This is a genomic window from Thermococcus sp., assembly GCF_015521605.1.
Lineage (GTDB): Archaea > Methanobacteriota_B > Thermococci > Thermococcales > Thermococcaceae > Thermococcus.
In genome coordinates this window covers 23,040-37,261 of sequence record NZ_WANV01000033.1, presented here as the reverse complement: position 1 = coordinate 37,261, position 14,222 = coordinate 23,040, and the positions used below count along the sequence as shown (strand labels likewise).

Below are 14,222 nucleotides of genomic sequence, written 5' to 3'. Positions count from 1 at the left end.
ATCACCCCAGAAACTCCTCTCCGTACATTTTCCTCGCCAGCTCGGCGCTCTTCTCGACCGGGTCCTTCGCGAATGTCCTGTACACCGAGCGGTACTGGCCCTTCACCAGCGTCAGTGCATCGTGGCCGGCCTCGTGGCAGACCTCAACGCACTTGGGCTGCCCCCCGCAGAGGTCGCAGATCACCACACTGCCCTTGCCCACCGGAATCCTTGGGACGTTGCCGGGACAGGCAAGGACGCACGCCCCGCACTCGGTGCACTTCTCTTCGTTCACCAGCACGGCACCCGTTTTCTCGTCGACGCTCAGCGCATCGAAGTTGCACGCGTTCACACACGGATAATCCGGGCACTGGACGCAGGTGTGGGGAACGTTGACGCCTGGCAGGAGTTCGTATATCCTTATACGCGATGCCTCCGGCCATATTATTCCCTCGTGCTCCAGCGAACAGGCCACCTCGCACAGCCTGCAGCCGCTGCACTTGTCCGGGGTTATCAGGATCCATACCTTCTCCACCACTTCTTCACCCATGGGAAACACCTATTATCCTACTTGGAACTCAGCCTATATAACCCTTATGAAACCACTGTAAAAACGCACAGATGCATGTTTATGCGAAGGGAAGGTCTTATAAACGAGGGGGCACTACACAACGCGATGAACCGCTCCGAGCTTGTACTCCTCGGTATAACCGCGATATGGGGCTTCACCTTTCCCGCCATGAAGGTTAGCCTCGACTACCTGCCGCCGATACTCTTCCTGGCCTACCGCTTCGGCATAGCCTCGCTCCTGATGCTCCTCCTCTTCCGGTCGAGGGTTTTGAGGGGGGAGACCTTCAGGGAGGGTTTCGTCCTCGGAGTTACACTCTTCTTCGGCCACGGCTTCCAGATAGTCGGGCTGAAGTACACCACCGCCTCGAATTCGGCCTTCATAACGTCCCTCTACGTGGTATTCACTCCCTTCATAGCGTACTTCCTTCTTCGGGATCGGCTCAAGCTCAGGGATGCCGTTTCACTTGCAGTAGCTCTGACCGGCCTCTACCTGATCTCAGGGGCGAGCCTGAACTTCAACTACGGCGACCTGCTTACGGTACTCTGTGCCCTCAGCTTCGCCTTCCAGATAGTCCTCGTTCAGCGCTTTGGGGAGAAGGACTACCTAAGCTTAGCCTTCTGGCAGATAACGTGGAACTTCGTCTTCTCGCTGGCATTTGCGCTCCTCTTCGAGCCATTCGCTGTCCCCACGGACCCGCTGCCCTGGGCCGGGGTGCTCTACACGTCGCTGTTCGCGACGGTCATAGCGTTCACCCTCCAGGTGAAGCACCAGAGGAACACGAAGGCCCACAAGGCGGCGCTGATATACTCCGCCGAACCGATATTCGGCCACATAGCGGCGTTCATAACGATAGGGGAAGTCCTCAGCGCCAAGGGCTACCTGGGCGCGGCGCTGATAATGGCCGGAATATGGAACGAGGTCAGAAACCGGGAGTAGCGCTGGAATCAATTGAAATCCTTCTCTTTTCCACCGGGACGACCCCCATCGCCAAGGTCTCCTCAACGCGCCTGAGGTCGACCGCGGTGTTTATGCAACCCGCCCGGATGAGCGGCACGGCCTGGAGAGGAAGCCGGAGATGGGAAAGCTTCTCAGCGGCTTCGGCAAGCTCCGGCCAGCAGGCGATTCCAACGGCAGCCTTGATCTCCCCCCTCGGGACTTTGGATTTGAGGATTTTCTTGACGAGGCTTCCACCGGGGACTATGTAGAACTGCCTGTAACCCATTCCCTCCCCGGCCTCGATAATGGAACATATCTGGCACCGCCCGCACTTCATGCATTCAAAGCCGTACTCCCCAAGCTCCGCAGGACATTCGCGGAAGTTTCTGAGGCACTGGGGGATGAAGACCGCCCTCTTCTCGGGAGGAACTTTTGCAAAATCCTCAGCATGGGCCCTGTTTTTGAGCTCAACGTAGATTTGATCCGCCAGTTCCTCATCTTCACCCATCAGAGAGAGCACGGCCCTGACAGCGCTCCTTGTGCTCAGGTCAGCACCGGAAGCAAGCAGTTTTGCAACGAGGTTTTCGATACCCATGCCGTCTCCCGCCACAGCCCTTTGTGGTATTTCAATCCCGGCGTGAATATAAGCCTTTGGGAAGGGATTTAGAAACAAAAAGTTAATAAATTTTTAGGTCGAATTGTTTCCCGGGGGTGGTGGCCATGGTGCACGCGTACATCAAGGAGAGAACCAAGGAGTTCTCGAAGGAGGATAAGGAGAGGCGCTACAAGTACCTCGGAAAAGAGGTCATAGACGTTGGCGATCCCGGGCTCGACAGCATCCCGGAGTTCTACGGCATAGCCAACGCCATATGGCACGACTGGAAGGAGGGAGAGATAAGCACCAGAACGGCACTCGGAAGGCTTGCCCTCCTGAAACTACTCACATACAAGACCAAGAACAGGAAAATCAAGGATATCCCTGAGGAGGAGCTTGAAGAGGTCAGAAAGTTCATAGACTACGTGATTCAGGTCATAAAGAACGAGAGCAGAAGGAAGGGCGAGCCCGAGGCGGAGCGTCAGGTTTAAATCATCCTCGCCCCAAGTTCAACCGGGCCCTCCCCCTCACGCCCCTGGGAGAAGTGACCTGGGGTCGGTCGGGGAGGGCACAGTCCCATATCCCTCGGGATTTCTATCCAAAAACCTTATAAGGGAAGTTCCCAATTTTGCCCCGATGCCCATGAGGGGGGAGTGTTTTATCCTTCGCTTCGCCCGTTTCGCGGCCTGAGTCCCCCTGTTCTAGGGTAGTCCATCCTAAAGATCATTTCTGGAGGGTTTTGGCATGATAAAGGAACCGGAGTTTAGGGAGTACAACCCAGGGAAGCTTGAGGAAAAGGTCGAGCGCTTTTGGAAGGAGAACAACACCTATGAGAAGGTGAAGGAAAGCAGGTCAAATGGCCCGAAGTACTACTTCCTCGACGGGCCGCCCTACGTCAGCGGTGCCATACACCTCGGAACGGCGTGGAACAAGATAATCAAGGACATGGTGATACGCTTCAGAACCATGCAGGGCTACGACGTGCGCAGGCAGCCGGGCTTCGACATGCACGGCCTCCCGATAGAGGTGAAGGTCGAGCAGGCACTTGGGCTCAAGGTCAAGAAGGACATAGAGACCGAGATAGGCGTTGATGAGTTCATAAGGAAGTGCAAGGAGTTCGCCCTCAACAACCTCAAGATAATGACCGAGCAGTTCAAGATGCTCGGCGTCTGGATGGACTGGGACAACCCTTACATGACCATAAAGAACGAGTACATCGAATCAGGCTGGTTCACGCTTAAGAAGGCCTGGGAAAAGGGGCTTTTGGAGAAGGACAAGAGGGTTTTGCACTGGTGCCCGCGCTGTGAGACGGCTTTAGCAGAACACGAGGTCCGCGGCGAGTACAAGATAAGGGAGGACCCGAGCATATACGTCAAGTTCCCGATAGAGGGCAAGGAGAACGAGTACCTTCTCATCTGGACGACTACCCCCTGGACGCTCCCGGCCAACTTAGCGGTTACAGTTCACCCGGAGTACGACTACGCCAAGGTCAGGGTCGAGACAGACTCTGGGGAGGAGTACTGGATAATAGCGAAGGCCCTCGTCGAGAGGGTTCTGAGCGAAGCCGGCGTCAGGGGCGAGATAGTCGAAGAGTTCAAGGGCGAGGAGCTTGAGGGACTCCGCTACGTGCACGTACTCATGGACGAGTATCCGACCCAAAAGGAGTTCCGCGAGAAGTACGAGTGGGCCCACAGGGTTATCCTCGGTGAGCACGTAACCCTCGGCGACGGTACAGGCCTGGTTCACACCGCTCCTGGCCACGGTGAGGAGGACTACGAGGTCGGAAGGCAGTACGGTCTGCCGGTTTACAGCCCGGTTGACGACGAGGGACGCTACACCGAGGGCTACTGGAAGGGAACCTACGTCAAGGACGCCGACAAGGAGATAATAGAGCACCTCAGAGCCAAGGACTACCTCGTGAAGGCCGGGACTATAGAGCACAAGTACCCGCACTGCTGGCGCTGTAAGACCCCGCTCATATTTAGAGCCACAGACCAGTGGTTCCTCAAGGTCAGCAAGGTCAAGGACAAGATAATCAAGGAGAACGACGAGAAGGTCACCTGGTACCCGGACTGGGTCAAAGTGCGCTACGACAACGGCGTCATGAACAGCGGCGACTGGGTCATAAGCAGGCAGCGCTACTGGGGAATCCCGCTCCCGATATGGCAGGCCGAGGACGGCGAGATATACGTCGTCGGCTCGTTCAAGGAGCTGGTGGAGCTCAGCGTCGCGATAGAGGTTAACGGCGAGAGAATAGAGCTCCCGGAGAGCTACGAGGAGAAGCTCAAGGCCATAGAGGAGAAGCTCGGCCCGGAGGACCTGCACAGGCCCTACGTGGATGCCTTCATAATAAAGGTCAACGGCAAGGAGATGCGCCGCGTCAAGGACGTCGTTGATGTGTGGTTCGACAGCGGAATAGCGAGCTGGGCTTCGCTGGACTACCCGAGGAACAAGGAGCTTTTCGAGAAGCTCTGGCCGGCTGACTTCATCGTCGAGGGTGAAGACCAGGTAACCAAGTGGTTCTACTCCCAGCAGGCTGCAAGCGTTATAGCCTTTGACACCGTTCCCTATAGAAAGGTCGCCATGCACGGCTACGTCCTCGATGAAAAGGGCGACAAGATGAGCAAGAGCCTCGGCAACATCATCCGCCCGGAGGAGGTCGTCCAGAAGGAGGGCAGAGACCCCTTCAGGTTCTACATGCTCTGGGCCACCAACCCGTGGGAGAACCTCCGCTTCAGCTGGAAGGGACTGGCACAGGTCAAGCGCATGCTCAACATACTCTGGAACGTCTACGTTCTCAGTGCCACCTACATGAGCCTCGACAGCTTCGATCCGACCAAGCTCAACCCGGAGGAGATTCCCTTCAGAGAAGAAGACCGCTGGATACTCAGCAGGGTCAACGGCCTGATAGGCGACGTCACTGAGGGCGTGGAGACCTTCAGGCTCACGAGAGCCACCAGGGCGATATACCACTTTGTCGTTGAGGATCTCAGCAGGTGGTACGTGAGGCTCATCAGGAAGCGCATGTGGGTCGAGGGCAACGACCCCGACAAGCTGGCGGCATACTACACCGTCTGGAAGGTCTTCGATGTGCTACTCAGGCTCATGGCGCCGTTTACGCCCTACATAGCGGAGGAGATATACCAGAACATGCTCAGGCCCTTCGTCGGTGTGGAGAGCGTCCACATGCTCGACTGGCCGGAGGCCGAGGAAGGGGCGAGGGACGAGGAGCTTGAGAGGGAGATGGAGTACGTCAGGAGGATCGTCGAGGCCGGCTCTTCAGCGAGGCAGAGGGCGAAGATAAAGCTCCGCTACCCGGTCAGGAGGATAATCATAGAGACGGAGGACGAAACCGTTGCGAAGGCCGTCGAGAGGCTCAACAGGCTCCTTAAGGACCAGCTCAACGCCAAAGAGGTCGTCGTTGGCAGGGTCGAGCGCGAGCTTATCATAAAGCCCAACTTCGCCAAGGTCGGGCCGGAGTTCAAGGGAGATGCAAAGCTCGTCATAGCGTGGATAAACGAGAACGGAAGGGAGCTCTACGAGGCTGGAGAGATGGACGTTGAAATCGAGGGCAAGACCTTCCACCTTACCAGGGAGCACCTGAGCATAGAGGAGAAGCTGCCGGACTTCTTCGTTGCAGAGGACTTTGAGGGCGGAAGGGTCTTCGTGGACAAGACACTCACGAGGGAGCTCCTCGCGGAGGGACTCGCCAGGGAGTTCGTCCGCAGGATACAGGAGATGCGCAAGAGGCTCGACCTCGACGTCAACGACAGAATAGTCGTCACCATAGAGACCACCGACGAGAACCGCGAGCTCCTCCAGGAGAACCTCGACTACATCATGAAGGAGGCGAGGGCGACCGAGGTAGTCTTTGGAGAAGCAAAAGGCTACGTCGTCGAGTGGCCCGAAGTTCAGGCGAAGATAGGGATTGAGAGGGTTTGAGCCTTCTCACTTTTCCAAAATTTCATTCTTCGTCTTCTCTTGAATTCTCCAATTGAGTGGGTGCCCAAGAGTTTATCCAGTCTTCGACTTCCTTGAGCTCCTTCTTAAGCCTCTCGACTTCCTCTTCGCTCATTGTTCCAAAGGCCATCATAAGCACGTGAAGATTGCCAGCTCTCTTTGGAGCATATTTTCTACCTCCATCCATGTCCGTGAATAGTGCTTGGCGTAATTAACGCTTTCCCTCAACCAAACAGCAAACCCCAGGCAACCCACAGCTGGCAGGAGACGATAAGAGCCAGGATTAAGGCCGTCGCATTTCCGATTCTCCTTGGCCCGTAAAAGCCGACCAGCCCAAAGAGGAAGTTCAGCGCCGAAAGCTCGAAAAGAGCATTCACAACGCGGTCGTTTCTTCCGAAGGCGATTAGCTCCATGATGTAGTGGGGGGCCGAAACATCGCCAACGTGAAGCGCGATGAGCCTGACTGCAATGAGAAGTACAGTGAGAACGAGGTTGTACTCGACGACAAAATCTAGGAGACCCCTGTGCGGTTCTTTACCTGTGAAAATCCGGTAGAGGGAGTGCGGAAATACCACCACCCAGATTATCATCGAGACCAGCAGAACGAAAAACGAAAATATCAGCGCGAACATCGCGACGGCGTTGACAACTCCCCACAGGGGGTTCCCTGTCAGCAAAACGGCCGAAGAAAACAGTCCCCAGAAAATAAGTGCATTTGCGATGGTATCAAAAATCTCCCTGGAGAGGTAGAGCCTGCCGTGGGTTCTCTCGATCATCTCCGGGAGTCTTCTAACGTCCCTTCTCGAGTAGCCGTAGTTCTCAAGGGTTCTTCCAACGAAATACAGGGCTATGAGGAGAAATATAGGCAGTAGAACGAAAACCGAAAGGACGTTCGGAAGCGAGAGGTTTTTCTCCTTCCCAGGAACAAAAACCCAGATGGCAACCCAGAAGATGATAACCAACAGCCAAGGGATGAGGTAATCCCTGATGAAGACCCGCATGGCCGTTAATATCCCCAAAGGCAAATAATTTTTTCGAAACCCTTATAACTTATGCCCCCGTAAGTTACTTACGGTGGCGTAAGTGCTGTTCGACCTAAGACCCAAGCAAAGGAGAGAGGATATCTTTGACAGGGAGAGGGAATTTAAAGAGCTTGAAAAAAGCGTTGAGACGTATCCGCTGAGCCTCCTCCTTGGCATCAGAAGGGTTGGCAAAAGCTCGATTCTCAGGGCGTACCTAAACGAGAACCCCGGAATACTGATTGACTGCAGGGAACTCTACGCCGAGAGCGGCCACATCACCAAGGAGGACCTCATCAGGGAGCTTCAGTCGAAGGGAAGCCTCTTACAGAGGATAATCTCAAGGTTTAAGGTCTCCCTTAACCTGAAGTTCCTCAGAGTGGAACCCCGGGATGCCTCGCTGAGGGACATTTTTAGGGAACTCAACGAAATCGGTGAGAAGACCGGGGGGCTTGTTATAGCATTTGATGAGGCCCAGTACCTCCGTTTTTACGGCTCCAGGGGTGGAAAAGAGCTCCTAGCCCTCCTTGCCCATGCATACGATAGCCTTCCGAACCTCAGGATTATTCTCACGGGCTCCGAGGTCGGCCTTCTCCACGACTTCCTTGGGATTGGTGATTACAACAGCCCGCTCTACGGAAGAGCAGCGGGAGAGGTTTACATCGAACCCTTCGAGCTAGAGGTGTCAAGGGAATTCCTGAAGGCGGGGTTTAAGGAGGCGGGTACTGACGTCCCGGAAGAGGCCATAGAGCACGCCGTTGAGACGCTGGACGGCATACCTGGCTGGCTTGTGCTCTTCGGCGTTGAATACTTAAGGAGCGGGAACTTTGAAAGGGCCCTTGATAGAACCCTCGAAACGGCCCGGGGGTTAATCCTGGGGGAGCTAAGGGAACTCGAAAGGAGAACTCCCCGCTACGTTGAGATACTCCGGGGAATTGCGCTGGGCTACAACAGGTGGAGCCTCCTGAGGGACTATCTGGAAGTCAAGGGTGTGAGAACCCCTGAGCCGAGGCTCTACGAACTTCTCAAAAACCTGAGGAAAATGGGGTGGATCATGGAAAAGAATGGAACCTACCAGCTGATGGATCCCCTGACAAAGATTGTCCTCCTCGATTGACTTATGCCCCCGTAAGTTACTTACGCCCCCAGAACCGGTAACCTATGGAAAATGGGGTAGAATTCAAGGTAGTGGAATCCTCTCGACCTCAAGCCTGTCAAAGGTCGGGTACTCCTCGACGATGAAGAACCTAACGTCGCCCTCTATCGCCTCCGCCAGCTCGACCGCGACTTCCTCCGGCATCTCTATCCTGCCCTTCGCCCTGTTGACGTACAGCCACTCCTCGGGAACCTCGGCCTCCTCCACGAGGAGGGTGTAGAGCTCGTCTAAATCCTCGTACTCAGCTATTCCAAAGCGGAGAGTCCCGTCCTCGGTGATCTCCATGTATGGCTTGGCCACGTTTTTGGCCATCCTCCTCAGCCTGTTCTTGAGCTGGACCGCATCCTTCAGCCTGGCAGTGCACAGGTGGTAGCTCAGCGATGTGTTCTCCTCGCCCCATTCAAGGAGTTTCAGCCCCAGCTCAAGGGAGCCCTTTATTGCGGCGCTCTCGTCGCTTATCGGCCTGTACCCCCTGTCGAGAATGGCCCTCAGGTTTGTCTCGCTGAACTCAAGCTCGTTCACGTTGAGGAACTTCGCCCCGAGGTTGTCGAGGAACTCCGCGTACCACCTCATCCTCTCGAACTGCCCTGGAACCGAGGGGATCTCGCCGCCCACGTCCCAGTCGAAGTCGAAGGCGTTCTTTATGTTCTCGATTTCGACTTTGAAGAGCTTCGAGTTCGGGTTGAACAGGTCGGGGTGGAAGCGTATCTCATCCAGACCGGCATCGTAGAGCTTTTCGAGGTTCTTTTTGGTCGCCAGGGCGCCGGTGGTGTAGAGGTGGACGTGAAAGTCCTCGCCAAAGGCCTCCTTCAGGGAGCGGATATACTCAACCGTCCTGTCGAGCCTCGCCAGCGGGTCGCCGCCGGTAACGCCGGCACCCTTCGCCTCCATCAGGAGGGCTTCCTCACTGACGTCATCAAGGCTTCTCACCGGTCTCTCGTTGGCGTAGACAACGTCCCCCCTCCGCGTCTCGCTCAGCGGGCAGTAGAAGCAGTCCCTCGGGCATGCCCCGGTTGTGAAGAGGACAAGCTTCTCACCCCTAACGCAGAGCTGGCAGCCCCGGGGAAGCTCTCCCACGGCGTAGGAAAAGTAAGGCGTCTCCCGAACCATCGACTCACCTCGCTAACCCTAAACGCGGGGGAGGGCTTAAAAAGGTTGGCGGGCAAAGTTGTGCAGATGCCTATGAGGGAGAGGCCGAAATACCTGCCACCAACGTTGAGGGACAAGCACCGCTACATAGCCTTTCAGGTAATCGGAGAGAGGCAGTTTAAGAAGGACGAAATAAAGAGGGCCATATGGGAGGCGAGCCTCTCAACGCTGGGGACCCTCGGCTCGGCGAGGGCAAAGCCCTGGTTCATAAAGTTCGACGAAAAGAGTCAGACCGGAATCGTTAGGGTCGACAGGAAGCACGTGGAGGAGCTCCGCTTTGCCCTGACACTGGTCACCCATATAAACGGCTCAAGGGCTGTCTTCATAACCCTCGGCGTCTCTGGAACGATAAAAAGGCTGAAAAAGAAATTCCTGGCCGAGTACGGCTGGCGCTAGTGGAGGAACGGAACGGCCTTGTCAACGGCCCCCTCGTAAACCCTCACGTACCTCCTGCAGGCGTTCTCCCACGTGAAGTCTTTCCTCGCCCTCTTCTTCCCGTTCTCCCTGAGCTTTCTCAGGGTCGAATCATCCAGTTCCTTGGCGAACACCATGGCCCTCGCCAACGCGAAAGCGTCCCTCGGGGGAACGAGCAGTCCCGTGGCGTTCTCCGGATCGGAGTTAAGGTCTATTATGGTGTCCTTTATCCCCCCGACCGAACTGCCTATGGGTATCGCCCCGAGGCACATGGCCTCAAGCTGCACCAGCCCGAAGGGCTCGAAGTACGAGGGGATTATCACGAAGTCCACCGAACCGTAGAGCTCCCTAACGGTCTCCCTGCTGAGGAGTTCGGTAATCACCCTGACGTTCTCGGGGAAGCGGTTTTGAACGGCTCTGGCCCAGGCCTCAAGCTCCGGGTGACCCTTACCGATTATGACGAACCTCATCTCCTTGAAGGCCGGATCCGCAGAGAGAACCTCTATAGCCCTTAGGAGGGTGTCAACTCCCTTCTGGGCCTTGTCAAAGCGCCCTATGAACATGAAGGCCTTCCCATCGCTCAGGCCAAAGCGCTCCAGCACGAGCTTCCGCCGCTCCTCCCTGGGGAGGTCTTTCGTCTCCATGAGCTCCTCGTTCCAGAAGGAGCAGTCTATACCGTTGAAGACATGCGTAACTTTGCCCTCGAAGTGCTTGAAGAACCCCCATTCCTCCCACAGATAGCTCCTGCTGACGGTCGTTACGGCGTCCGCTATGTACCCGGCGGTGTGCTCGGGGTCTATATCCGGGTACGGTGCAAGTTCCCCGAGGTTTGCGTCGTGGAAGTAGTGCCCCGGAATCTTGGCCTTGTTGAGCCTGTGAACCGTGAAAACGCTTCTTATGCCGAAGTACTTCTTTAGAAGGCCAAGGGCAAAGACGGTGTGCCAGTCGTGGGCGTGGATTACGTCCGGAGTAAAGGCGTCGATCAGCTCGTTCATGAGCCCCACACTGGCCTTCCCGAAGAGGACAGTCTTCCTGAGCAGACCTTCCCAATTCGAGCCGTAAACATCGGGCTCGCTGAGGAGTCCCCCGCCGAGGGAGTACACAACCACCCCGTTCTGCTCACGCTTTCTGACAGTTATCGAAACTTCCCCACCGAAGGCCGAAACCCTGAAGGAACCGACGACTTCGCCGAGGCTTTTCCCGTGATCCGGGGTGAAAACGACGACCTCGTTTCCGAGCTCGCTCAGCCCCTCCGCTATGCTGGTTATCGCCTCGGCGAGGCCACCCACCTTTACGGGCAGGTACTCAAACCCTATGACCAGAATCTTCATTGGCATCACCTCTCCTACAAGGAGTTCAACGAATTGAAAAGAAAGAACGGTCTCACTCAAGGAGTATGAACTTCTCCCCCTCAACGTCCTCGAAGTAGCTGCCTATACCACCAACCTTAAGCTCGTTCCCGTTGTACCTGAACGTTATGTTCGCCGTCAGCGGTGTGTATTCGTAGTCCACTATGGTGCCATCGAGCGTTACCTTCTCTTTGGTGTCTATCATCTTGCCCACTATCTCCGCTCTCCTAGGCATCCCGGCCATTTTGAGCACCGTGATCAGCGTTCTTATGTTGACGAGGGAGAGTGGCTTGGAAAGGGACTCGTAATCAAGGGCCTTAATGATCTCGCTGTTGTCGAGGTATATCGTATAGAACCAGTGCATGTAGTTCTGGATTATCTTGGGGCTCTTTGCCCAGAAGGAATAGAACTTCTCCTTCCGCCTGTCCTTGGGCAGGGCACCGAAGAAGAGGGCGTAGTTGAGGTCGCCGATTATCCAGCTGGCCATCAGCCAGGGGGCGCCGCCGGTTCTGGCAAGGATTATATTGTCCCTCTTCAGCCAGTCGGGTATCTCCTCGAAGTTGCTTATGATGACGAAGATTATGTCCTTCCTCGCGCGTATCTCGCCCTTGAGAAGCTTGAGGAACTCGAAGGGTGTGTTGATGAGAACCTCGTGCTTGGCCGTTCTTATGACGTACTCGGCGCGCTCGACAGTATTGTCGAACCCCTGAATCGTCCAGATTTCGGGCAGATCTTCCCCGTGAACATCGCGGTAGAGGTCGAGGAAAGCGACCTTTAGGTTTTCAATGTCCTCTATGAAGTCCTCCTTTATTTTTTCAAGCACCACCTCGGGATTAACGGGCTTGTAGAGCCTCGGAGACCCGTGCATAACGTCAACAAAACCCTTCCTGTGAAGGGAGCTCAGAACGTCGTAAACCCTGGTGTGGGGAATCCCGCTCTCTTTGGTTATGTCCGTGGCCTTGCTGGGGCCGAGCTTGAGAAGGGTTATGTAGGCAAGGCTCTCGTACTTGGTGAGGCCAAGCTTCTGAAGCTTATCAATAATTTCCTCTTCCTTCATGCCGAGACCTCCAAACTTTTAAGTTTCACTCGCAATAGTTTATTCATCAGTAGTGATACTTGGGTGGGGAAGGTGTATAAAATTTTCGGGTTCAATCCCGATGAAAAATTCGGCAGGGTCGCCGAGGTTGAGTTTTCGATACCAAGGGAAGGGAGCTACGCCTACCTCCTTGGAAGCTTCAACGCCTTCAACGAAGGCAGCTTCCGAATGAGGCCGAAGGGGGAAAGGTGGAGCATAAGGCTGGAGCTCCCTGAGGGGATCTGGCACTACGGCTTTTCGGTGGAGGGGGAGTTTCGGCCCGACCCTGAAAACCCGGAGGGGGAAACCTACAGGAGGTTATCGTACAAGTTCGAGAGGAAAGTTAGAGTGGCGAGAATAATCGGGGAGGGCGAGTTCTTCCACAGGCCGAGCGCCACCTACCTCTACTCCTTCGCCGGGAGAACCCACGTGATCTTCCGCTCACTGAGGGGAGAGACCTCAAAGGTCGTCCTAAGGGCCGGAAACAGGGAAATCGAGATGAGGCCAAAGGCCCACGATGAACTCTTCGAGTACTTCGAGACAGTTCTTTCCGGCGAGGGGGCAGTCGAGTACTCTTTCCTCGTAGAATCCGGAAGGAAAACCATCGAATACGGCCCATTTGACGCCGAACCCTACAAGTCAGAGCCCCCAGGGTGGATTTTCGGGAGGGTGTTCTACCAGATAATGCCCGACCGGTTCGAGAAAGGCCTGACCGGAACGTCCGGGGGAGAGGCCTTCAAGGGTGAGGATTTCTACGGTGGGGATCTGGCGGGGATAACAAAGAGGCTCGACCACATTGAAGGCCTCGGCGTAAACGCGCTCTACCTCACCCCAATATTCGAGTCCATGACGTACCACCGCTACGACGTTACGGACTACTTCAGAATAGACAGGAAGCTCGGCGGTTGGAGGGTTTTCAGAAAGCTCGTTGAGGAGCTCAGAGAGAGGGACATGCGGCTGGTCCTCGATGGAGTCTTTCACCACACGAGCTTCTTCCACCCCTACTTCAAGGACGTCATTCTGAAGGGCGAAAGGAGCAGGTATAAGGACTTCTACAGGATCACCGGATTCCCCGTTGTCCAGGAAGAGTTCATGGAAGTTCTGAAATCCAAGGAGCCGTGGCCGGAGAAATATAGAGAGCTCAAGGGGATGAAAAGAAACTACGAGAGCTTTTATTCCGTCTGGCTGATGCCCAGGCTGAACCACGATAATCCCGAAGTGAGACGGTTCATAAAGGACGTGATGATGTACTGGCTTGAGAGCGCCGACGGCTGGCGTCTCGATGTTGCCCACGGCGTTCCTCCCGAACTCTGGAGGGAGATAAGGGGGGCTATGCCGGGGGAGGCATACCTCTTCGGGGAGGTCATGGACGACGCCAGGCTCTGGCTGTTCGACGTCTTTCACGGCACCATGAACTACCCCCTCTACGAGCTCATTCTGAGGTTCTTCGTGGAGGGCGAAATCACCGCAAAGGAGTTCCTCAACGGCCTGGAGCTTCTGAGTGTCCATTATGGGCCAGCCGAGTACGCCATGTACAACTTCCTCGACAACCACGACACCGAGCGCTTCATCGATCTGGTCGGGGACGAAAGGAAATACCTCTGCGCGCTGGCGTTTCTGATGACGTACAAGGGAATTCCCTCGATATTCTACGGGGACGAGGTTGGCCTCAACGGTGGCGGAGAAGGCCTGAGCGCGGGGAGAACCCCGATGAAGTGGAACGAGGAGGAGTGGAACCTCAACGTGCTGAAGGTCACCAAGGAACTGGTCAGACTCAGACGGGGGAGCAGGGCGCTCCAGCTGGGAGAGTTCAGGCCCCTATCTTTCAAGGGCGGACTGCTCCTCTACGAGAGAATCCACGGTGACGAGAGCATTCTCGTCGGGATAAACTATTCCGGGGAGAGAAAAACCATCGGCGTGCCCGGAAAGTACCTTCCCGAAGGAGGGGGAAAGGTTACACTGGCACCCTGGTCCTTCACCGTGCTAAAAGGGTGAACTCAACTCTTCATCGGGGTTCCA

At 55.7% G+C, this 14,222-nt stretch carries 13 protein-coding genes; 6 read left to right on the top strand and 7 right to left on the bottom strand.

The window, feature by feature from the left end:
* Position 1 precedes the first annotated feature (1 nt).
* Complete coding sequence (locus tag F7C11_RS07895) at positions 2–529, bottom strand: 4Fe-4S dicluster domain-containing protein (protein ID WP_297092655.1); 528 nt, start codon at positions 527–529, stop codon at positions 2–4.
* A gap of 126 nt (positions 530–655) precedes the next feature.
* Here F7C11_RS07895 and F7C11_RS07890 point away from each other — a divergent pair, with 126 nt between their 5' ends.
* A complete protein-coding gene (locus F7C11_RS07890) occupies positions 656–1,486 on the top strand; it encodes a DMT family transporter (RefSeq protein WP_297092709.1) in 831 nt (276 codons plus the stop codon).
* Here F7C11_RS07890 and F7C11_RS07885 read toward each other — a convergent pair.
* Positions 1,470–2,081 (bottom strand): DUF116 domain-containing protein, encoded by a 612-nt coding sequence (locus F7C11_RS07885; protein WP_297092654.1) that lies wholly within the window; start codon positions 2,079–2,081, stop codon positions 1,470–1,472. The two genes, F7C11_RS07890 and F7C11_RS07885, sit on opposite strands and share 17 nt — an antisense overlap.
* Before the next feature lie 125 nt (positions 2,082–2,206).
* Here F7C11_RS07885 and F7C11_RS07880 point away from each other — a divergent pair, with 125 nt between their 5' ends.
* Positions 2,207–2,572, top strand: a complete 366-nt coding sequence (locus F7C11_RS07880) for a hypothetical protein (protein ID WP_297092708.1) — start codon at positions 2,207–2,209, stop codon at positions 2,570–2,572.
* A gap of 253 nt (positions 2,573–2,825) precedes the next feature.
* Positions 2,826–6,023, top strand: a complete 3,198-nt coding sequence (ileS, locus tag F7C11_RS07875; protein ID WP_297092653.1) for an isoleucine--tRNA ligase — start codon at positions 2,826–2,828, stop codon at positions 6,021–6,023.
* Between the two features lie 22 nt (positions 6,024–6,045).
* Here the strand turns inward: ileS and F7C11_RS07870 are convergent, their stop codons facing one another.
* Together F7C11_RS07870 and F7C11_RS07865 are read right to left on the bottom strand one after the other, a co-directional pair.
* Positions 6,046–6,228, bottom strand: a complete 183-nt coding sequence (locus F7C11_RS07870; protein ID WP_297092652.1) for a hypothetical protein — start codon at positions 6,226–6,228, stop codon at positions 6,046–6,048.
* Positions 6,229–6,265: 37 nt separating this feature from the next.
* On the bottom strand, positions 6,266–7,042 hold the full coding sequence (locus tag F7C11_RS07865) for a hypothetical protein (protein WP_297092650.1): 777 nt from the start codon (positions 7,040–7,042) through the stop codon (positions 6,266–6,268).
* Between the two features lie 82 nt (positions 7,043–7,124).
* Here F7C11_RS07865 and F7C11_RS07860 point away from each other — a divergent pair, with 82 nt between their 5' ends.
* The gene (locus F7C11_RS07860) at positions 7,125–8,177 is read left to right on the top strand and encodes an ATP-binding protein (protein ID WP_297092648.1); all 1,053 of its coding nucleotides are present in this window, start codon (positions 7,125–7,127) and stop codon (positions 8,175–8,177) included.
* 63 nt (positions 8,178–8,240) lie between these two features.
* On the opposite strand, the gene F7C11_RS07855 is transcribed toward F7C11_RS07860, so the two are convergent.
* Positions 8,241–9,326, bottom strand: coding sequence for a radical SAM protein (locus F7C11_RS07855; RefSeq protein WP_297092646.1), 1,086 nt, complete (start codon positions 9,324–9,326; stop codon positions 8,241–8,243).
* Between the two features lie 72 nt (positions 9,327–9,398).
* Between F7C11_RS07855 and F7C11_RS07850 the strand changes: the two genes are divergently transcribed.
* The gene (locus F7C11_RS07850) at positions 9,399–9,761 is read left to right on the top strand and encodes a ribonuclease P protein component 2 (RefSeq protein WP_297092707.1); all 363 of its coding nucleotides are present in this window, start codon (positions 9,399–9,401) and stop codon (positions 9,759–9,761) included.
* Here F7C11_RS07850 and F7C11_RS07845 read toward each other — a convergent pair.
* Together F7C11_RS07845 and trmBL1 are read right to left on the bottom strand one after the other, a co-directional pair.
* Entirely contained in the window at positions 9,758–11,110 is a 1,353-nt protein-coding gene (locus tag F7C11_RS07845) for a glycogen synthase (protein ID WP_297092706.1), read from the bottom strand. The genes F7C11_RS07850 and F7C11_RS07845 overlap by 4 nt on opposite strands.
* Before the next feature lie 52 nt (positions 11,111–11,162).
* Complete coding sequence (trmBL1, locus tag F7C11_RS07840; RefSeq protein ID WP_297092644.1) at positions 11,163–12,185, bottom strand: HTH-type sugar sensing transcriptional regulator TrmBL1; 1,023 nt, start codon at positions 12,183–12,185, stop codon at positions 11,163–11,165.
* A gap of 72 nt (positions 12,186–12,257) precedes the next feature.
* Here trmBL1 and F7C11_RS07835 point away from each other — a divergent pair, with 72 nt between their 5' ends.
* Entirely contained in the window at positions 12,258–14,198 is a 1,941-nt protein-coding gene (locus tag F7C11_RS07835; protein WP_297092642.1) for an alpha amylase N-terminal ig-like domain-containing protein, read from the top strand.
* Positions 14,199–14,222 lie beyond the last annotated feature (24 nt).